This window comes from Aeromonas sp. SrichE-2G (assembly GCF_017939565.1).
Taxonomy (GTDB): Bacteria; Pseudomonadota; Gammaproteobacteria; order Enterobacterales; family Aeromonadaceae; genus Aeromonas; species Aeromonas taiwanensis.
This window is the reverse complement of the sequence record NZ_JAGKRG010000004.1, coordinates 865,369-884,837: the sequence shown is the minus strand read 5'-3', so window position 1 is coordinate 884,837 and position 19,469 is coordinate 865,369. Positions and strand designations below refer to the sequence as shown.

The window sequence follows — 19,469 nt, the reverse complement described above, 5'->3', positions numbered from 1 at the left end:
ACAGATGGCTCACCCCGGTGAACATGCTTCCTCCATGATCGGACCAGAGCGGAGTCCTCCATGACACTCGTGCAATTGCGTGAATTTTTGCTCAGCCAGCCCGGCGCCACCGAGGACACTCCCTTCGGCCCGGAGATCCTGGTCTATCGCATCGCCGGCAAGATGTTCGCCCTGGTGGACTGGCAGGCCGAGCCGCTCTCCATCAACTTGAAGTGCGAACCCGAGCTCGCCCTGCTGCTGCGGGAGATCCACCCCGAGGTCAAACCGGGCTGGCACATGAACAAGCAGCACTGGAACACCGTGACCCTGAGGGAGAGCCTGCCGGACGATCTCTGGCAGGGCTGGATAGTCCACTCCTACGAGCGGGTGGTGGCGGGTCTGCCCAGGGCCAGGCGACCCCAGGCGCCGGCATCATCCGATCAGGCAGGGTAGCGGGATGCCACAGACGCGACAGAGGCGGATTGTCCCCCTGAACGAGCAGCACCTTCCTGCGCTGCTGACCCTGTTCGAGCAGTCGGTGCGCCGCCTGGGGGCCGAACACTACAGCCCGGAGCAGGTAGAGCAATGGGCCCTGGGAGCCCATCATCCGGGGCTGGTGAGCCAGCTGCGCGAGCATCACGGCTGGGTCATCGAAGAGCTCACCCAGACAGGCCCCCTCCCCCTCGGCTTTGCTACCCTGAGCGACGACGGCCATCTCAGCCTGCTCTACGTGAGCGCGGATCACCAGCGCCAGGGGCTCGGCACCCAGCTGCTGGAGACGGTGCTTGAGGGCGCCGTCCGGCTTGGGTTGTCTCTTCTGACCACGGAGGCGAGCGCCTTCAGCCTCGCCCTCTTCCTGCGCCACGGCTTCGAGCTGGCCGGATTGGAAACCGTGGAGCGGGGCGGCGTCCGTTTTATCCGCCATCGCCTCTACTGCCGCTTGCCAAGCGGGGGGCAGCCACTAAAATACGCACCATTTCCTCAAGGCAATGGATAGAAGGCAGCCATCATGGTGGTAGAGAGCGACGGCTACATAGCGCTGGTCGAGTATCTGGTAGAGAGTCTGGGTCTGTTCGAGAGCCAGCAGCAGGGCAGCGGTACCCAGACCATCGAGGATCTGGTGAGCGGCCGGGTGGCCGAGAACCTGATGACCATCTGCGAGCAGAATCCCCAGCTCGATCCCAAGGTGCGCTTCATGATCATGCAGGAAGCCGACGCCGTGGTGGCTGATCTGGAGGAGGTGCTTTCCGCCGTCTGGCTGCGCGCCCCCACTCAGGAGCAGCACACCTTCCTGATGGAGTTCATCGATCTCATCAAGAACCTGTTCGACAGCACCATAGGCTAGCCCCTTCCCGCTATCGCCCCGAGGCGGGCCCCCCAGATGACCCGATATGAAAAGGGCCGCCTCATCGGGCAGCCCTGCTTGCATTGTCAATTCATCGCGCTTGTGGGTGTAATGAATATCTGAGCAAAAAAGTGTCTGGTCTTGGCTTCCATCCTTGGTAGCTACCTGTTGGTCAGCCAGGGTTCAGTTTAGTTCCCCGCAAAGGGACCTTTTTTTCCTTTTTCTTTCACACTTCTTTCAAAAATATGTCACGGGGGCACCCTGGCCCCCGTGTTGCACTATCACGCCTCAATATGACCACGCCTCAACGATTGAGGCTGGGAGGCAGGCAGACACCGATGCCCCCCAGGCCGCAATACCCTTCCGGGTTCTTCTCCAGATATTGCTGGTGATAATCCTCGGCGTAGTAGAAGGGTGCCAGTGGCAGGACCCGGGTAGTGATGGTGCGCCCGTCACCGCTCGCGGTCATGGCCTGCTGGTAGGCGGCCAGGCTCTGCTGGGCGATCGCCTCCTGGGCGTCGTCCCCGAAGAAGATGACGGAGCGGTACTGGGTGCCGATGTCTCCCCCCTGGCGCATGCCCTGGGCCGGATCATGGTGCTCCCAGAACAGCTTGACGAGATCCCCATAGCTGATGACCTTGGGATCGAACACCACCTGCACCGTCTCGGCGTGACCGGTCAGCCCGCTGCACACCTCCTTGTAGGTGGGGTTGGGGGTCAGCCCCCCCTGGTAACCGGCCGCGGTGGAGTAGACGCCGGGCTGCTGCCAGAACAGGCGCTCCACGCCCCAGAAACAGCCCATGCCGAACCAGGCCTGCTCCATCCCCTCGGGCCAGGGCCCCTGGGTCGGGTGACCGTTGACCGCGTGCTGCTGGCCAATTTCCATCGCCTCGCGACGTCCCGGCAGCGCGTCTGCCGGTGAAATAATCTGCTCCATATGCCCTGTCCTTGTATAAAACCCCGCGCAATGCGGCTGACGAAAAGGAACACCGAAGATAACAGGTTCTTAGCCCGGATCAACCGAGGGCGCCAGCTTGCAGGCGGGAGCACCGCCCAGGGTGCCGGGTCCCCCCTCTCCCGCCCCCTGGTCAAAATCGCGGCGAAAAAACGCCATGGCAATATTTAGTCTTGATTTGTGAATTTATTTTCATATATTGAGCAAATTGCTGCTTTTTTATGGAATGAAACACGTGCGTGAACGCGAACCCAGCCTGGTCCATGCCTTTCGGCAGTCCACCCCCTATGTCAACGTGCATCGGGGCGCCACCTTCGTGCTGATGATCGGGGGGGAAGCCATCTGCCACCCCAATTTTGCCAACATCGTCAGCGACATCGCCCTGCTGCAGACCCTCGGCATTCGCCTGGTGCTGGTGTTTGGCTCCCGCCCGCAAAACGACGAGGCCCTGGCCCGCGCCGGCATCCAGGCCCAGTACCACAGACGGGTCCGGGTCACCGACGACGAGAGCTTCGCCATCATCAAGCAGGTGTGCGGCGGCCTGCAATACGACATCACCGCCCAGCTCTCCATGGGGCTGGCCAACACCCCCATGCAGGGGGCGCGCATCAGCGTGGTGAGCGGCAACTTCGTCACCGCCCAGCCTCTCGGGGTGGATGAAGGCATCGATTTCTGCCACAGCGGCCGGGTGCGGCGCATCGACGTGGAGGGGATCACCCGCCAGCTGGATCAGCAAGGCCTGGTGCTCATCTCCCCCATCGGCTGCTCGGTCACCGGCGAGAGCTTCAACCTGAGCTCCGAAGAGGTGGCCCGCCGGGTCGCGGTGGATCTCAAAGCGGACAAGCTCATCTGCTTCAGCAGCACCCAGGGGGTCATGGACAGGCACGGCGAGGCCATCTCCGAGCTCTTCCCCGAGCAGGCCGAGGAGCTGCTGGTGGAGCTGGAGCAGGCGGGCGAGGAGATGTCCGGCACCGCCCGTTACCTGCGCGCGGCCATCGCCTCCTGCCGGGGCGGCGTGCCCCGCTCCCACCTGGTGAGCTATCAGGATGACGGCGCCATGCTGCAGGAGCTCTTCAGCCGGGAGGGGCTTGGCACCCAGATCGTGCGGGAAAGCGCCGAGCGGGCACGGGCCGCCACCATAGAAGACATCGGCGGCATCCTCGACCTCATCCGCCCCCTAGAGGAGGAAGGGATCCTGGTGCGCCGCTCCCGGGAGCAGCTGGAGATGGAGATCGACAAGTTCACCATCATAGAGCGCGACGGCCTCATCATCGGCTGCGCCGCGCTCTACTGCTTCATGGAGGAGGCCATGGCCGAGATGGCCTGCGTCGCCATCCACCCGGAGTATCGCAACTCCAACCGGGGTGACACCCTGATCGCCAAGGTGGCCGAGCGGGCCAAGCGGCTCGGCATCCGCCGCCTGTTCGTGCTCACCACCCGCTCCATCCACTGGTTCCGGGAGCGGGGCTTCGATCCCCTGGAGGTGGAGGATCTGCCGGTGGCGCGCCAACGGCTCTACAACTGGCAGCGTCGCTCCAAGGTTTTGTCCAAGACCATTTCGTAACTTGTTGATCTTGTGTCTGGTTGCCGTCAATTTTGTTCTTTTTTACAAACTCGATTGACAGTGCAATCCAGTGCAGGGTATTTCTACATGCACGCCACCTTCCCAGAAGGTGGCACCAGAAGAGGAGCGCTGCCCAGGCAGCCCAAGGGAGGACACCAGCGTCCGGTGAACTTGGGTCAGGGGGAGCAGCGCCGAGATGGGGCGGGTGACTGGACACCGCCACGTCGGCTGCGGGGGCTGAATCCCCCGGGTTGTCATCGGTAGTGGTCATCCCACAGGCATCCAGCCAGGATCCTTGCGGGATGGGCACCACGGGTGGAGTGCTTCTGGCCGGGATCCTTCGCCATTCCTGCCATTTTTTGCCTCCTCCTCTCTTTTGCCCGATGAAACCGGATTTTCACCTTGAGACAGGAGTATGCAATGAACCCGATCAACGTCGCCAAGTTTGGCGGAACCAGCGTCGCCGATGCCGCGGCCATGAACCACTGCGCCGACGTGGTGCTGGCCAATCCGGCGACCCGGGTGGTGGTGCTGAGCGCCAGCGCCGGCGTCACCAACCTGCTGGTGAGCCTGGCCCAGGGTGAACTGGACGAAGCCGAACAGGATGCCCAGCTCGACAAGCTGGCCGGGATCCAGCACGCCATCCTGGCCGCCCTTGGCAATCCGGCCGAGGTGAGCGCCCTCATTCACGCCCAGCTCGGCGAGATCCGCACCATGGCCCGTCAGGCCTGCCAGCACACCGACGCCGAACTCGCGGACAGGCTCATCGCCTGCGGCGAGCTGATGTCCACCCGCCTCTTCACCGAGCTCCTGCACCAGCGCGGCGTCAAGGCCCGGTGGCAGGATGCGCGCCAGCTGCTGCGCACCGACAGCCGTTTTGGCAAGGCGACCGTGGATCTGGCCGCCACCCGCGCCCTCTGCCAGCAGGCGCTGTGCCCGGTTCTGGGGGAGAGCCTGGTCATCACCCAGGGCTTCATCGGTGCCGACGGCGACGGCCGCACCACCACCCTGGGCCGTGGCGGCTCCGACTACAGCGCAGCCCTGCTCGCCGAGGCGCTGGACGCAGGCAGCATCGAGATCTGGACCGACGTCCCCGGCATCTACACCACGGATCCCCGCCTCGTCACCCGGGCCCGCCCCATCCCCGAAATCAGCTTCGTGGAGGCGGCCGAGATGGCCACCTTCGGCGCCAAGGTACTGCACCCGGCCACCCTGCAGCCGGCCCTGCGCCAGGACATCCCGGTGTTCGTCGGCTCCGCCAAGGATCCTGCCGCCGGCGGCACCTGGATCCGCGCCACCACCAGCAGCACCCCGCTGTTCCGGGCCGTGGCCCTGCGCCGCCAGCAGGTGCTGGTGACCCTGCACAGCCTCAACATGTTCCACGCTTACGGCTTCCTGGCCGAGGTGTTCAGCATCCTGGCCCGTCACCGCATCTCGGTGGATCTCATCACCACCTCCGAAGTGAGCGTGTCCCTGACCCTGGATCACACCGGCAGCCAGAGCAACGGCGAGCCCATCCTCAACGACAAGGTGCTGGCGGAGCTCGGCCAGCTGTGCAAGGTGGAGGTGGAGACCGGCTTCGCCCTGGTGGCCCTCATCGGCAACCGCATGAGCGAGGCGACCGGGGTCGGCAGCCAGGTGTTCGACGCCATCCGCGAACACAACATCCGGATGATCTGCTACGGCGCCAGCGCCCACAACCTCTGCTTCCTGGTGAAGGAGAGCGAAGCGGGCCACATCGTCAACTGCCTCCACCGGGAGCTGCTCGACTGACTCAGCCCTGCGGGGTGACGGGATAAATGAAAAGAGGGGCGCCGATGCGCCCCTCTTTCATATTGCCAGCCCTATGATCGCGAGGACGGCAGCAGGTTGGCCCGGATCTGCTCGCGCAGGGCCCCCAGCCGCAGCAGCAAGCCGGCCTGATCCAGCCCCGCCTCATCAGGCCCCAGGTTCTCGGCAAGCGCCGGGAAGTGATCCCGCACCGCCTGCTCCAGCCAGTCGAGGCGGCGCAGTGTCGTCGGGGTGCAGCTCTTGCCGCCCAGATCGTCCAGGATGTCGAGCCGGTGGCTGCGGTACATGTCCCGCCACCAGTTGGCGGCAAGCGCCTCGTCGCTCGCGAGCGCCGCACTCCACTCCCCCACCAGCCCCTGGATGCGGGCCAGCACGGGGGCACTCGCCCCCTCCCGGTTCAGATACTGCAGCTCCCCCCTGGCCCAGGCGAGGCAGAGCTCGCGCCAGTGGCGAAACAGCGGCAGGGGATCGGCCTCGTCCAGCCAGAGCCCGGACAGGGTGCGGGTCTCCAGCCGCTCGGGCACATGAAACTCGGGGTCGGCCAGGCCGTTGGAGTTGAACTCGTGCAGGGGATCGAAGGGCCACATGTAGCCAAAGTCGAACACCGAGACCTGCTGGCCGTCGTCGAGCAGATTGCCCGGGCTCGGATCCCAGTCAAACCAGCCCCAGCGGGCCAGCTCTGCCTCCACCGCCAGCATCTGCGCCAGATTGCGCTTGCAGAGCTGGCGCACCGGCTCCCCCCTCAGCCAGGGAGAGACCAGCACCCCGGCCCGGGCGGAGCCGAAACTGGTGCAGACCACGTTGGAGAGGATGGTGGGGTGCAGCTCCCGCAGGCTCTCTATCTCGCGGCGGCGCTCCAGCTCGGTGAGAAAGGCGGTCTTGCCGTCCACATTGGCCACCAGGGAGTCCTTTCTACGCCGCTTCAGACACCAGTGATGGCCCTCCACCTTGAGGTGAAACACCTCGGCGGTCAGTCCGTGACCATAGCACTTGATCACATCCGGGTGATCCCCGGTCAGCCTGATGAGCTGGGCCAGGGGCAGGGGACAGTCCCGCTCACGCCCGATCCGGATCTCTTCCTTGCTCTCCAGCATCTGGAGCAACCTGGCCTGACGCGCCTCAACCTTGGGATTCATACATGTACCTCCAACCGTTGTTGAGAGACTAAACAGCACAACGGCGGCAAACCAGCGACAAAGCATCATGATGACGCTTTCATCACAGAATGAGTGCCCCTGCCGGATCGGGATCACAATTTGCAAGGTCTCACCTTCACGGAATATTCATCCCGTTGTCATTAAATTGACATCGCGGAACAAGCCCAGCACCATCGGGTCAAAATAGAGGCAGCCATTGCTGCCATGACAGCTCCAAGGATGAGCCCTTATGAATGCCCTCGTCTCCGGTCGCAGCCCCTCCCCTTCCCGGCCCCTGGCCGGGTTGCTGCTTGGTGTGCTGAGCACCCTGCTGCTGCTGACCCTCGCCCTCCCCGTGCTCAGCCCCGTCAGCTGGCTCGGGCGCGCGCAACCCCTGATCCTGGGCCCGGCGGATCAGCCGCTGGCCACCCTCAACCGCTACAGCCTGCTCTACAAGAGCGACAGCCGGGGTCTCTATCTGGTGGTGCGCAGCCAGTGGCAGCTGCTCAAGCCCCTGCAGGAGGGGGACAAGGTCCGGGTCGAGCTGCTCAACGACAGGGGCGTGCGCATCGATCAGCTGAGCCAGGCGGTGGCGAAACGCCAGAAGTGTCGCCAGAACCGCTGCACCCTGGAGCTCAACAGCGCCCTGCGCGCCCCCGACGATGCCCTGGACAGCCGCTACCAGCTGCGCATCGGCCTGCTGCTCACCGACCGGCCCGATAGCGCCGAGTACAGCCAGATCCTGCAGACCCTGCCGGAGCGCGGGTTCAACCTGACCTATCTGATGACCAGCCTGCTGCTGGTGTTGCTGATCAGCGCCGCCGTGCTCAGGGTGCTGATGCCACGACTGCGCCGCAGCTACCGCTCCCGGATCTTTGGCAGCCTGCTGCTCGGCAACCTCACTTTCGTGCTGCTCCACGGCTTCGTGGTGTTCAAGCTGGGGGAATTCCTGTTCTGGTCGGGCTTTCGTCCCGAGCACTACTACCTCGCCTGGGGCAGCATGGTGCTGGGCTGGAGCCTCTGCGCCCTGGCGGGCTTCAACCTCTACATGGGGCTGGTGTTCACGGCCCTGTCGGGCATAGGCCTGCTCGCCAACTTCATGAAGATCGCCATCTACGGGGTGCCGCTCGGGGGAGACGATCTCGGCAACCTGATGGCCCTGCTCCACATCCTGCTCGATCAGCACCCCGTTCTGCCGGTGCTCGCCGTGCTGGGGCTCCTGTTCCTGTGCTGGCGTTTCGCCCTGTCACGCTGGCTCCTGCGCACGGCCGCCGCCACCGCAGCCTTCTTCGCCCTGTGCGTGTTCGCGACCCAGACCAGCAACAAGCTGCTGGGGGCCAACATCCGTTACGTGGACAGGGCGGTGAACTACCACAGAGACATCATCCGTGCCGGCCCCGGACTCTATCTCTTCAATCTGGTGGACGAGATGCTGCAAAGCGGCAACGTCTTCCGCTACCCCCTGCAGATCAACGAGCGTACCCCCGAGCTGAGCCAGCCGGCCCAGAGCGAGCCGCCCCGCTTCGATCTGGTGATCGTGCTGCAATACGAATCCCTCTGGCTCGACTGGCAGGGCAAGATCTGCGCCCCCGCCCCCACCCTGGCCCTGCCCGCCGGGGTCGCCCAGTGGCACAAGACCATCCACTCCCCCACCACGGGGGGCATGACGGTGCTGGCGGAGTTCGAGATGAACACCGGCCTGCCCGTGGGCCTGCTCAAGCAGGGGGTGGTGCCCTACTACTACCTCTCTGACAAGGTGCCGGGCCTGGCCCAGAGCGCGAAGCAGAGCGGCTACCAGACCCTGTTCGCCCACCCCTATGTGGAGAAGTTCTGGGGCCGCGCCAAGGCGATTCCGGCGCTCGGCTATGAGGAGCGCTGGTTCGACACCCGCTTCACCACCCTCGAGCACAAGGGGCTCTACATCTCCGACGATGCCCTCATCGATCACCTGCTAAAACGCACGGCCCAGGACGACGGCCCCCTCTTTGCCTACGCCGTTACCATGCAGGGGCACGGCCCCTTCGACGGGGATCGCTACCGGGCCCAGCAGATCGACAGAGCCTGCCCGGATCAGAGCCCGGCCGACCGGCAACTGCTCAACACCTACTACACCGGGGTGGTGGATGCCATGGCCTCCCTCGAGCGCCTGCTCAAGACCCTGGACAGCTCCGGCAAGCGCTATCTGGTGGTTGCCTTCGGCGATCACCAACCCTTCCTGATGTCGGCGGGCAAGGGTATTCACGGCGCCAAGCCGCCCCGCGACGCCGCCTACCAGATCCCCATGATGGCCTTCACCCGCGCCGATGGCAGCCTGTCACTCGAGCGGCAGTTCGCCCCGGTGCGCCAGCTCTACCAGATGGGTCAGGCCACGAGGCAACTGCTGGCGGGCGACCTCGCCCCCATCCAGGATCAACCCCTGCTCCACCCCGTGCTCGGGGAGGAGAAGGGCTTCGACCCCTCCCCCCTGGTGCCCCAGATCCGCGCCAGCTTCCGGGCCGATGCCCTGCCCTGATCCGTTTTCACTGAGACAAAGACAAAAAGAGGTCGCCAAGGCGACCTCTTTGCATATTAAGCGCGGCTTGGCGGCTCAGTCACCAAGCCAGGATTCGCACAGGGTGAGGCACTGGGCATCGAGATCCAGCTCGGCCTCGATGCCAAGTGGCAAGGTCAGCATGGGGTGGGTATGGGCACAGTCAAACTCCGCCAGGATGGGGAAGGTCGGCGTCCCCACCACCTCCAGCAGGATATCCAGCGGTCGTCTGCCACTGCCCTGGCTGTCGAACAGCTCGTGCTTGCCGAGAATAAGGCCCCCGATACGTTCGAACACGCCGCACAGCTTGAGGTGGGAAAAAGATCGCTCCACCGTCTCCGCCGACTTGAGGCTGTCTTCCAGCAGCAGAATGTCCCCCTGTTTGATCTGCGGCATATAGGGAGAGCCCCAGATCCCCGCCATTGTGTTGAGGTTGCCGCCCATCAGCCGGCCCCGTACCCGACCCCTTCCCACAGAGATCAGCCGGTTGGGCCGGCACTGCTTGGCCCGGGTCTGGTTTTCCCAGTCGAGCCGCTCGTCAGTCCAGTGCGCCGGGGTCGGCAAGGTGTGGGGCAAGGACGCGCCCCCCGCCAGACAGATCTGGCGAAACCCGGCCAGGGTTTCATCCACCAGCGGTGAGAGCTCGCCAAAGGAAGCCACCAGGGCTGGACCATAAAAGGTAACCAACCCGGTCCGGGCGTGGATGCCAAGCAGCAGGGCCGTCACGTCCGAGTAACCGACGATGATCTTGGGATCCCGTCGCAGCGCCTCGAAGTCGAGATAAGGAAGCAGCGAGTTCGAGTTGCTGCCGCCAATCACCGACATGATGGCGCGCACCTCGGGATCCCGGATGAGGGCGTTGAGTTCCTCGGCCCGCGCGGCGATGGCGCCGGAACGCCAGTGATCGCGCTGCCCGGTGAGGCTCCCCGCCTTGAGTCTGAAGCCCTGCCCTTCCAGAAACGCCCTGGCACGGGCAAAGCGATGGGGAGCCCAGGCAGTGGCCGCACTGGAAGGGGAGAAAAAGCCCAGGGTGTCACCGGGTTTGAGCCCGGCGGGTTTGAGAAGGTCCATGGCTGACAATCGGTCCTGATGATCTGGTCGCCGGCATCCTCATGACCCGGCATAGGGTTTCATCCTAATCCAGATACTTTCTTCCTAACAAGGGACAGCGCCCCATGTCAGGCGCCCTCGGGGCTGGACGAGGCCCCCTTGCTCCCAGCGCGAGACAGGGAGCCCCCGGAGGCTCGCCACCATCAAAAAAGCCGATCATCCGATCGGCTTTGCGGGTTGGCCGGCGGCGCCGTCATACCACCACGGCGGTGCCGCTGATGCTCACCATCAGCATGCTGCCGTTTTGCCCCACCACCTCGTAGTCGAGGTCGATGCCGACCACGGCGTTGGCCCCCAGGGCCCGTGCACGATCCTTGAGCTCCTCGAAGGCGATTTCACGGGCCCGGGCCAGCTCCTTCTCATAGGCGCCGGAGCGCCCGCCGATGATGTCGCGAATGCCGGCGAACAGGTCCTTGAACACGTTGGCGCCGAGGATGGCCTCGCCCACGACGATGCCGCGATACTCGCGAATGGGCTTGCCCTCGAGGGCGGGGGTGGTGGAAAGAATCATGGGATCTCCTGTGGTTTCATCGGCACGCACGGGGCGCATTGAACTGCATGCTAGCAGGGGTGGCGCGCCGGGATAAGTCCTCCCCCCCACCCTGCCTCCCCCATAATGGGCAAATTTGGAAACAAGTGCTTGATTCAGCGTTCAAAAGAGTACCTATAATCCCATGTCACGCATTTTTTCTATCCATGTCACCACGCCATGGTCACACAGGGAGTACGACACAGATGAACAAGAACGATGCAAAAAAATTCAGGATGAGACGACCCCTGTGGCTGTTGCCACTTGGCATGGTCGTGACGACCGCCAGCCAGGCTGGCGGCCTCTATCTGTATGAGACGGGAACGGACGATGTCGGCCTTGCCTCTGCGGGCATGGCCGCGAGGGCACAGGATGCCACCGTGCAGTTCATGAACCCGGCGGGCCTGAGCCACCTGCAGGGGCGCCACCTTACCATGGGGGGGCAGCTCCTCTACGGGGACGTCCCCTACGATCTCGATGACCCTGCCTACGATGATGTCGACACCGTGGTGGGCTGGTTCCCCTCCGCCTCCCTCTACTACAGCCAGCAGCTCGACGACCGCTGGACGCTGGGCTTGGCCACCTATGGCAACTACGGCATGGGGCTCGACTTCGGGGGCTGGGAGGGACAACAGCTGGTGAAGGAGGCCACCCTGATGGCCCTGACGATGCAGCCTGGCGTCGCCTACCGCATCGATGATCACTGGTCCCTGGGGGCGGCCATGGGCATCAACTACGGCCTGTTCGCCCTCAAGCGCGAGACGGGTTCCGGGGAGCAGAAGCTGGATGACACCGACTGGGCGCTCAATGGCAAGTTCGGGATCCTCTATGAACTCGACCAGCGCACCCGCTTTGGCCTCGCCTACAGCAGTCGGGTCAAGTATCACTTCGACGTCCAGACCCGGGTTACCCTGCAGCGACCCAACCTGCCCGACGTCTCGACCGAGCTGCCCCTCTCCGGCATGGTCAACACCCCGCAGCAGGTGATGCTGAGCGGCTACCACGAGTTCGCCCCCGACTGGGCCATCATGGGGAATCTGGGCTGGCAGGACTGGAGCGAGTACAACAAGAATCACGTCACCCTCTTTGGCCGCGACACCGCGGACAAGGCGCTCTTCCAGGATACCTATCACATCGCCCTGGGGCTGCAGCACGTACTGACGTCCCAGTGGACGCTCAATGGCGGCGTCGCCTATGACACCAGCGTCTATGAGGATCAGGATGACACCACCCTCACCATCCCGAGCGGCGCCGCCATCCGCCTCGGGGTCGGGGCCAGGTATGCCCTCAGTGCCCAGGAGAGCATAGGGGCCTCTATGGAGTACCTCACCCAGGAGGATTCCTATGTGCAGGGCAACGATCTCTCCGGCCGCTATGACGACGGGCGGTTCTACTTCTTCGCGGTCAACTACAGCAAGACATTCTGACCCCGCCCAGCCCGTTCCGGCAGGGCGCCAATAGCAAGAGGGAGGCATAACGCCTCCCTCTTTCTTCTTGTCCCAGGCCGCTCGCGGCTCAGTGCAGCTTCATGCTCGGGCGCAGCACCCGGTTGATGCGGCCCACCAGCATGATCAGGCCGGTCTTGATGTAGCCGTGCAGGGCCACCTGGTGCATCCGATACAGGCTGATGTAGACGATGCGGGCGATGTAGCCTTCCACCATCATGGAGCCACGCATCAGGTTGCCCATCAGGCTGCCCACGGTGGAGAAGCGGCTCAAGGAGACCAGGGAGCCGTGATCGTGATAGCGGTAGGGCTTCATCTCGCCGCCGTTCATCTTGGCCAGGATGTTCTTGAACGCCTGGGTCGCCATCTGGTGGGCGGACTGGGCGCGCGGCGGCACGAACTTGCCGTCCGGCTGCGGGCAGGCGGCGCAGTCACCGATGACGAAGATGTTCTCGTCACGGGTGGTCTGCAGGGTCTCGTGCACCACCAGCTGGTTGATGCGGTTAGTCTCGAGGCCCGCGATCTCCTTCATGAAGTCCGGCGCCTTGATGCCCGCGGCCCACACCATGAGGTCCGCTTCGATGAGCTCCCCATCCTTGGTGTGCAGACCCTCGGCAGTCGCTTCGGTGATCATGGTGGCGGTACGCACGTCCACGCCCAGCTTGACCAGTTCCTGGTGGGCGGAGCCGCTGATGCGCTCCGGCAGGGCTGGCAGGATGCGGGGGCCCGCTTCCACCAGGGTCACCTTGAGGCTGTCGGTGGTGAGGTTCTTGAAGCCATAGGCGTAGAGCTGCTCCACCGCGTTGTAGAGCTCGGCGGAGAGCTCGACGCCGGTGGCGCCGCCACCCACGATGGCGATCTTCACCTTGTCACCGGGCTGGTATTCGGTGGCGAACTGCAGGAAGCGGTTCATCATGCTGTTGTAGAAGCGGTGCGCCTGGGAGGGGCTGTCCAGGAAGATGCAGTGATCCTTGATGCCCTTGGTGTTGAAGTCGTTGGAGACGGAGCCGATGGCCATCACCAGGATGTCGTAAGGGACTTCCCGCTCGTTGACCACCAGGGCGCCACTGTCGTCGTGGATGGGGGCCAGCACGATGCGCTTCTCGTCGCGTTTGATGTCGGTCAGGCTGCCGAGCTGGAATTCGAAGCCGTGGTTCTTGGCGTGGGACTGGTAGCTCAGGGCGTCGATGCCCGCATCCATGGAGCCGGTGGCCACTTCGTGCAGCAGGGGTTTCCACAGGTGGGTGCGGTTGCGATCCACCAGGGTGATCCTGGCCTTGTTCTTCTTGCCCAGCTTGCGGCCCAGGCTGGTCGCAAGTTCGAGACCGCCGGCGCCACCGCCTACAACGACAATATTCATCATGATGATTTTCCTTGGTTCCTCAAAACGAAAGGGAGCCATTGGCTCCCTAAAACGAAATCGGTCGACGTGATGGCTCAGGCTTCCTTGAAGGCCTTCATCCGTTGCAGATGGTGCGAGATGTTCTTGAACTTATGGGTCTCGCGCTCATCCCATACGATGTCGTAATAGTTCTTCAATTCACGTTCAGTGTCCCGATTATCGCGGATTTCATCCTGAACGGAAAGGATGCACAGGCAGTTTCCTGAATTTTTATTACGAAATTCGGTTACACACTTGGTGCCGATGTCTTCGTACTCTTCCGGCCTGTCTATCTTGCCCTGCATGTTCTCTTCCGGATGCAGGTTGGGGTTGAAGATCACCTGCTTGATGCCGCACAGGAAGCCGATCCGCTCGCTCCAGTAGCCGCCGAGTCCCACGCCGCAGATAAGGGGCTTGGGGTCCGTGCTCATGTCCAGCTGCTTCTTCACCTCCTTGAGCAGGTGGCTCATGTCGTGGCGGGGGTGAACCGTGCTGTAGTGCACGAAGCGCACATCATCATCGATAAACTGCAACTGCAGCACTTTCTCATGATTGCCGGGGCTGGTGGCATCAAAGCCATGCAGATAGATGATCATGGACAAGACCTCAAAAACTGTGTCGGTTCCATCGAAACTACCCCAGCGACAGGACCTTGCGCCACCAAAACATATGACTTTCTTGCTTTGGATCACGCCCGATGCAGGCAGATCCCCGGCATGCATCACGGGCAGTCCATGGCAGGGGACGCCTACCACGGACCGCCGTGCTTACCCCAGGCTGCGCTCGAAGCGCGCCACCGCCGCGCCCACCAGGGCCAGACTCCCCTGCCAGAAGGCGGGCTCGCGAATGTCCTGACCCAGGTGTTTCTCGACCAGATCCTCGGCGCTCATGCGGCCGGTGTCCCGCAGCAGGGCGCGGTAAGCCCCGGCTACGTTTGCCTCTCCCGCCTCCTGGCGGCTCATCAGCTGCTGGTAGACCCCGAGGCTGAACAGGTAGCCGAACAGATAGGGGTAGTTGTAAAAACCGAAGCCCGCGATGGAGAAGTGCGCCTTGGCCGCCCAGAACATGGGGTGGTAGCGGCAGAGGCTCCCCTCGTACCAGCGTCCCCAGGCCTCGTCGGTGAGCACCTTGAGGCGGGATGGCGACACATAACCCTGCGCGCGCGCGGCCACCAGGGCCTGCTCGAAGTCGAAGCGGGCCGGGATATTGACCAGGAAGGTGGCGGCGCCGTCCGCGTCGGCCCAGGCGATGGCCATGCGCTCCTCGGGGCTCTGCGCCTGCTCGAACAGGGCGCTGCGCACCAGGGTCTCGGCGAAGATGGAGGCGGTCTCCGCGAGCGTCATGGGGTAGCTGCGCTGGCTCATGGGCAGATCCCGGATGAGCCAGTTGTGCCAGGCGTGGCCGAGCTCGTGGGCGAGCGTGATGACGTTGTCCATGGTGCCCGCGTAGGTGATGAAGACCCGCGGCTCCACCGGCTCGGCAAACTTGGTGCAGTAGGCCCCGGTGCGCCGGTTCGGGGTGGGCGCCGCATCGATCCATCCTCTTTCGGCCATCATGCGGGCAAACTCGCCCATCTCGGGATCGAAGCGGGTGAACGCCTCGGCGATGATGGCGATGGCCTCCTCGAACGGGATGGCCCGGCTGTCAGCCACCGGGGGCGGCGCGAACAGATCCTCGGGCCCGAGATCGTCGATGCCGAGCTTGCCGGCCATCAGGGCCAGCGCTCGCTGACCGAGTCCCCGGGCCTGCCAGGTCTCCTGCATCAGGGTATCCAGGGTGGCGCGCTCGATGTGGCTCTGATGGCAGGAGAGGTCCAGGGCATCCAGGGTCCGGATCTTGCCGCGCTGGCGCGAAAGCTCCAGGCGCCAGCCGTTGAGGGCGTTCAGGATGGCGGCCACCGTCTCCTGCTCCCCCTCCCAGCCGGCGCTGATGGCATCGAACGCCTCCCGGCGCAGGGCCCGCAGCGGGCTGGAGAGCAGGTTGCTCGCCTCCGCCAGCCCCATCTCGCGGCCGTCGATCACCAACCGGATCTTGCCCACCAGATCGTTGTAGAGGTTGCCCCAGGCGTGCAGGCCATCGGTGCCAAGGCCGATCACCAGCTGCTCCGCCGCCACCGGCAGGCGCTGATCCTGCAGCCGGCGCTCGTGGCGCAGGCGATACGCCTCCTCCCCGAGCAGGGGATCGGCCATCAGCTGCTCGAATGCGGCCTCGGGCAACCCCAGCATCAGGTCTTCCACCGGCGCCAGAGCCTTAAAGAGATCGGCGTTGAGGGCCCGGGCCCGAGAGGCCAGCTGCTTGGCCAGCACGTCGCGGGCATCCTGGCTGCCACGGCAGGCTGCCAGCACGGCGATATTCCAGCCGATCTCGCGGATACGCCGGGCGCGCAGGCGCACCTCTCGCAGAAAATCCTGCAGGGCCTGCGGGCTCCCCTGCACCCCGGCCAGCCCCGCCATGAAACCGCTCAACTCCGTCAGGCTGGCGCGGGCCAGGCTCATGTCCGCCTCCAGGACGCTGCTGTCGAGGGAGGGGTAGATATGCTCATTTTGCCACTGCTGTGGATAGACTCGTTGTTGCATCGCACGCTCATTGTCAAAGACGGGCCCGGCCCGCCGTGAAACAGGGTGGCCCCGGGGCCACGAAACAGGGTCGGGCGGCCTGACCGCCACGCCCCGTCAACACAGAGAAAGGCCGGTGCTACACCAGCCGCTCGAGACGAACCACCGCCTCTTCCACATAATGCAGGCTCTCCTGCCAGAACCCGGGTTCGCGGATATCGACCCCCAGGTGTTTCTCCACCAGATCCTCGGCGCTCATGCGACCGGTGTCGGTGAGCAGCGCGCGATAGGCGGGCACAAATTCGCGCCCGGCCCGCGCCTGCTGGGCATAGAGCCCCAGGCTGAAGAGGTAGCCAAACAGATAGGGGTAGTTGTAGAACCCGAGCTCGGCGATGGAGAAGTGGCCCTTGCTGGCCCAGAACAGCTCGTCATGCTGGCTGAGGGCGTCACCATACCACTGCTGCTGCGCCGATTTCATCATCTCCCGCAGCTGGCCCGCCCCCACATAACCCTGATCCCGGGCCGCCACCAGGGCTCGTTCGAAGGTGAAGCGGGCGGGGATGTCGAGCAGCATGCTCGCGGCGCGCTCCCCGTCCAGCCAGGCGATGGCCCGACGTTGCTCCACCTTGTCGGTGGCCGCCAGCAGGGCGTCGCGCACCAGGGTCTCGGCGAAGAGGGAGGCGGTCTCCGCCAGCGTCTTGGGGTAGTCCCGCTGCTCCAGGGGCAGGTCTCGCAACAGCCAGCTGTGCCAGGCGTGGCCGAGTTCGTGGGCGAGCGTGATGACGTTGTCCAGGGTCCCCTCGAAGGTGAGGAAGATCCGTGGCTCCGGCGGGTCGGCATACTCGGTGCTGTAGGCGCCACTTCGCCTGTGCTCGCTCGGGGCAGCATCGATCCACCCCTTGTCGGCCATCATGCGGGCGAAGGCCCCCATCTCGGGATCGAAGGCCGCGAAGGCCTCCACCACCAGAGTCAGCGCCTGATCGAAACCGAGCGTGCTAGACGTGGCCAGCGGCGCCGGGGCATAGAGATCCCAGGGGGCGAAGTCGCTGATCTGCCGGGCGCAGGCCATGGCCCGCAGGGCGCGGCGCCCCAGCACCTTGTGCTCCCCGGCCGCCGTCATCAGGGTTTCCAGGGTGGTACGCGTGAGGTGGCCCTGATGGCAGGAGACATCGAGGGCATCCTGCCTGCGTCCCCTGCCGCGCTGACGGACGAGCTCGTTGCGCCAGCCGTTGATGGCGTTGAGGATGGCGGCCACCGTCTCCTGCTCCGCCTCCCAGGCGGCCTGAATGGCGTGCCAGGCGCTGGCACGCCGCGCCCGGTCCGGGTGGGCGAGCAGGTTGTCCGCCTGGGCCAGCCCCATGGGCACCCCTTCCACCACCGGCAGCAGGCGCCCCACCAGGTTGTCATAGAGATCCCCCCACCCCTGCAGGCCGTCCACCGCCAGTCCCTCGATGAGCTGCTCGCTCTCGAGCGACAGCCACTGAGCCTGCTGCTTTCTGTCGTGGTGGATGAGGTAGGCGAGCTCGAACAGCTCGGGATCCTGCAGCAGGGTGCGCACCAGAGATTCGGGGGCACGCACCCAGAACAGGGCCACCGGCTTGCTGCGCTGGGCCAGGGTCGCCTGCAACTGCTGGCCGCGAGAGAGCAGCGCCCGGGCCGGCTCGTCGCGACCATCCCGGCTCAGGCGGTTGTAACCGTAGACCTGGCAGTTCCAGGCCAGCCTCTTCACCCCGTTGGCCTGGCGGCGAATGGCCCGCAACAGGTGGCGCAGGGCGTTGGGATCCTGGGTGTCAGGCAGGGTGGCCAGCAGGGCGTCGAGCTCGTTCAGGGCGTGGGCGGCTTGCTGGAAGGCGGCGTCGATGGCCGGATCGTCGGGGGCGGCATAGATGTGATCATCTCGCCAAACGGGTGGGTTCATGGTTGTCCTTGTCTGTTTGCATCCATATGGGCTGACCCTGCCTCTTTGGGCGGGTGTCAGCCCGGATAGTACGAAGGGGGCCAGGCACTTGCCTAGCCCCCATTCGAGGCAACCGGTGTCACAAGGAGGACGGGCGCGACGGCCCCTGTCGGTGGGGGGCGCCTACTTGGCGGGCTGGAGTTTGCCCACTAGTGTCATGACCAGCACCAGCACCAGACCCGCCACCACCCCGACCAGGGCGTTGAGCAGGGTGGGCGTCACCACGGCGAGGACGGCGCCCATGGCGGGCAGGGTGGCCACAGCCGCACCGGCCCCCTCGATAAGGTGGTGAGCAAAGGGCCAGCCGTGCACCAGGATGCCACCCCCCACCATGAACATGGCGATGGTGCCGACCAGCGCCAGCAGGTGCATCAGCCTGGGCGCCGTCACCAGCAACCCCTGCCCCACTGCCCGGCGCAGTGCGCCGCCATCGGGCTTTTGCAGCAGGTGCAGGCCGATGTCGTCAAGCTTGACGATGAGCCCCACCAGGCCGTAGACCCCGACGGTCATCAGCAGGGCGATGCCCGCCACCACGGCGATCTGCAGGCCCAGGCTGGAGCCCTGTACCGTGCCGAGGGCAATGACGATGATCTCCGCCGACAGGATGAAGTCGGTACGAATGGCTCCCTTCACCTTTTGGCGCTCATAGGCCGCCAGATCGTCGGGGATCGCCTCCACCGTGGCGATGCTCTCCTCCTCGTGAGGCAGAAACTTGTGGGCCAGCTTCTCGGCCCCCTCGAAACAGAGGTAGGCACCCCCCAACATCAGGAGCGGGGTGATGAGCCAGGGCACCAGAGCGCTGATGGCAATGGCGGCCGGCACTAGGATGAGCTTGTTGCGCAGCGACCCCTTGGCCACCGCCCACACCACGGGCAGCTCCCGCTCCGCGCGCACTCCGCTCACCTGCTCCGCGTTGAGGGCGAGATCGTCCCCCAGCACCCCGGCGGTCTTCTTCGCCGCCACCTTGGTCATCAGCGCCACGTCATCGAGTACGGTGGCAATATCGTCGAGCAGGGCCAACAGACTGGTTCCGGCCATATCAGAAATTCCTTCTTGCTGCGGTAGGCCCCCACCGGCCACCAGACACCGGGGGGCGGTGCCAGCCAGAGGGGGCTCCCTATTTCGGGAAAAGATGGCACAGTGTAACGAGAAGCCGCCATTTCGGCAGCCCCCATGACAGGGTCCCCGGACC

At 64.7% G+C, this 19,469-nt stretch carries 16 protein-coding genes and 1 riboswitch; of the genes, 7 read left to right on the top strand and 9 right to left on the bottom strand.

The features are described 5' to 3' along the window. Positions 1-60 precede the first annotated feature (60 nt). Genes J9885_RS06075 through J9885_RS06065 form a run of 3 tightly spaced genes read left to right on the top strand, consistent with a single transcriptional unit; the run spans position 61 to position 1,324 of the window. Positions 61-432, top strand: a complete 372-nt coding sequence (locus J9885_RS06075) for an MmcQ/YjbR family DNA-binding protein (protein WP_210548441.1) — start codon at positions 61-63, stop codon at positions 430-432. A 4-nt stretch (positions 433-436) separates the two neighbouring features. Then, entirely contained in the window at positions 437-976 is a 540-nt protein-coding gene (locus J9885_RS06070) for a GNAT family N-acetyltransferase (RefSeq protein WP_210548440.1), read from the top strand. 12 nt (positions 977-988) lie between these two features. Next, positions 989-1,324 carry a DUF3802 family protein gene (locus tag J9885_RS06065; protein WP_043761304.1) on the top strand — a complete coding sequence of 112 codons (336 nt, stop codon included), beginning with the start codon at positions 989-991 and terminating at the stop codon, positions 1,322-1,324. Between the two features lie 304 nt (positions 1,325-1,628). Here J9885_RS06065 and msrA read toward each other — a convergent pair whose 3' ends face one another. Then, a complete protein-coding gene (msrA, locus tag J9885_RS06060) occupies positions 1,629-2,261 on the bottom strand; it encodes a peptide-methionine (S)-S-oxide reductase MsrA (protein WP_210548439.1) in 633 nt (210 codons plus the stop codon). A gap of 253 nt (positions 2,262-2,514) precedes the next feature. Between msrA and argA the strand changes: the two genes are divergently transcribed. Continuing rightward, entirely contained in the window at positions 2,515-3,843 is a 1,329-nt protein-coding gene (gene argA / locus J9885_RS06055) for an amino-acid N-acetyltransferase (protein WP_210548438.1), read from the top strand. A 111-nt stretch (positions 3,844-3,954) separates the two neighbouring features. Further along, a riboswitch (Lysine riboswitch) is annotated at positions 3,955-4,177 on the top strand. An 86-nt stretch (positions 4,178-4,263) separates the two neighbouring features. Next, positions 4,264-5,616, top strand: coding sequence for a lysine-sensitive aspartokinase 3 (gene lysC, locus J9885_RS06050; RefSeq protein WP_210548437.1), 1,353 nt, complete (start codon positions 4,264-4,266; stop codon positions 5,614-5,616). Between the two features lie 71 nt (positions 5,617-5,687). Here the strand turns inward: lysC and J9885_RS06045 are convergent, their stop codons facing one another. Next, positions 5,688-6,770 carry a hypothetical protein gene (locus tag J9885_RS06045; RefSeq protein WP_210548436.1) on the bottom strand — a complete coding sequence of 361 codons (1,083 nt, stop codon included), beginning with the start codon at positions 6,768-6,770 and terminating at the stop codon, positions 5,688-5,690. 250 nt (positions 6,771-7,020) lie between these two features. Here J9885_RS06045 and J9885_RS06040 point away from each other — a divergent pair, with 250 nt between their 5' ends. After that, a complete protein-coding gene (locus J9885_RS06040) occupies positions 7,021-9,282 on the top strand; it encodes an LTA synthase family protein (protein WP_210548435.1) in 2,262 nt (753 codons plus the stop codon). 75 nt (positions 9,283-9,357) lie between these two features. Here J9885_RS06040 and J9885_RS06035 read toward each other — a convergent pair whose 3' ends face one another. Then, positions 9,358-10,371: a S66 peptidase family protein gene (locus J9885_RS06035; RefSeq protein ID WP_210548434.1), complete on the bottom strand. Its 1,014-nt coding sequence runs from the start codon at positions 10,369-10,371 to the stop codon at positions 9,358-9,360. A 232-nt stretch (positions 10,372-10,603) separates the two neighbouring features. After that, on the bottom strand, positions 10,604-10,921 hold the full coding sequence (locus J9885_RS06030) for a heavy metal-binding domain-containing protein (protein ID WP_043761315.1): 318 nt from the start codon (positions 10,919-10,921) through the stop codon (positions 10,604-10,606). Positions 10,922-11,175: 254 nt separating this feature from the next. Here J9885_RS06030 and J9885_RS06025 point away from each other — a divergent pair, with 254 nt between their 5' ends. Next, a complete protein-coding gene (locus tag J9885_RS06025; RefSeq protein WP_210548433.1) occupies positions 11,176-12,366 on the top strand; it encodes an outer membrane protein transport protein in 1,191 nt (396 codons plus the stop codon). 88 nt (positions 12,367-12,454) lie between these two features. Here J9885_RS06025 and J9885_RS06020 read toward each other — a convergent pair whose 3' ends face one another. From J9885_RS06020 to J9885_RS06000, 5 genes are all read right to left on the bottom strand, one after another. Further along, positions 12,455-13,747 (bottom strand): NAD(P)/FAD-dependent oxidoreductase, encoded by a 1,293-nt coding sequence (locus J9885_RS06020; protein ID WP_043761317.1) that lies wholly within the window; start codon positions 13,745-13,747, stop codon positions 12,455-12,457. 74 nt (positions 13,748-13,821) lie between these two features. Next, complete coding sequence (ycfP, locus tag J9885_RS06015) at positions 13,822-14,361, bottom strand: alpha/beta hydrolase YcfP (RefSeq protein ID WP_010674358.1); 540 nt, start codon at positions 14,359-14,361, stop codon at positions 13,822-13,824. A gap of 171 nt (positions 14,362-14,532) precedes the next feature. Next, positions 14,533-16,341: a M3 family oligoendopeptidase gene (locus J9885_RS06010; protein ID WP_210548432.1), complete on the bottom strand. Its 1,809-nt coding sequence runs from the start codon at positions 16,339-16,341 to the stop codon at positions 14,533-14,535. 118 nt (positions 16,342-16,459) lie between these two features. Then, positions 16,460-18,238 carry a M3 family oligoendopeptidase gene (locus tag J9885_RS06005; RefSeq protein WP_210548431.1) on the bottom strand — a complete coding sequence of 593 codons (1,779 nt, stop codon included), beginning with the start codon at positions 18,236-18,238 and terminating at the stop codon, positions 16,460-16,462. 162 nt (positions 18,239-18,400) lie between these two features. Then, entirely contained in the window at positions 18,401-19,315 is a 915-nt protein-coding gene (locus J9885_RS06000) for a DUF808 domain-containing protein (RefSeq protein ID WP_210548430.1), read from the bottom strand. Positions 19,316-19,469 lie beyond the last annotated feature (154 nt).

Excerpts from the sequence above, each read along its gene's own strand:
- J9885_RS06045 (WP_210548436.1), bottom strand. The coding sequence starts at position 6,770 with ATGAATCCCAAGGTTGAGGCGCGTCAGGCCAGGTTGCTCCAGATGCTG.
- msrA (WP_210548439.1), bottom strand. The coding sequence starts at position 2,261 with ATGGAGCAGATTATTTCACCGGCAGACGCGCTGCCGGGACGTCGCGAG.
- J9885_RS06005 (WP_210548431.1), bottom strand. The coding sequence starts at position 18,238 with ATGAACCCACCCGTTTGGCGAGATGATCACATCTATGCCGCCCCCGAC.
- J9885_RS06035 (WP_210548434.1), bottom strand. The coding sequence starts at position 10,371 with ATGGACCTTCTCAAACCCGCCGGGCTCAAACCCGGTGACACCCTGGGC.
- J9885_RS06030 (WP_043761315.1), bottom strand. The coding sequence starts at position 10,921 with ATGATTCTTTCCACCACCCCCGCCCTCGAGGGCAAGCCCATTCGCGAG.
- J9885_RS06010 (WP_210548432.1), bottom strand. The coding sequence starts at position 16,341 with ATGCAACAACGAGTCTATCCACAGCAGTGGCAAAATGAGCATATCTAC.
- J9885_RS06000 (WP_210548430.1), bottom strand. The coding sequence starts at position 19,315 with ATGGCCGGAACCAGTCTGTTGGCCCTGCTCGACGATATTGCCACCGTA.
- J9885_RS06025 (WP_210548433.1), top strand. The coding sequence starts at position 11,176 with ATGAGACGACCCCTGTGGCTGTTGCCACTTGGCATGGTCGTGACGACC.
- lysC (WP_210548437.1), top strand. The coding sequence starts at position 4,264 with ATGAACCCGATCAACGTCGCCAAGTTTGGCGGAACCAGCGTCGCCGAT.
- J9885_RS06040 (WP_210548435.1), top strand. The coding sequence starts at position 7,021 with ATGAATGCCCTCGTCTCCGGTCGCAGCCCCTCCCCTTCCCGGCCCCTG.
- J9885_RS06070 (WP_210548440.1), top strand. The coding sequence starts at position 437 with ATGCCACAGACGCGACAGAGGCGGATTGTCCCCCTGAACGAGCAGCAC.
- ycfP (WP_010674358.1), bottom strand. The coding sequence starts at position 14,361 with ATGATCATCTATCTGCATGGCTTTGATGCCACCAGCCCCGGCAATCAT.
- J9885_RS06075 (WP_210548441.1), top strand. The coding sequence starts at position 61 with ATGACACTCGTGCAATTGCGTGAATTTTTGCTCAGCCAGCCCGGCGCC.
- J9885_RS06065 (WP_043761304.1), top strand. The coding sequence starts at position 989 with ATGGTGGTAGAGAGCGACGGCTACATAGCGCTGGTCGAGTATCTGGTA.
- J9885_RS06020 (WP_043761317.1), bottom strand. The coding sequence starts at position 13,747 with ATGATGAATATTGTCGTTGTAGGCGGTGGCGCCGGCGGTCTCGAACTT.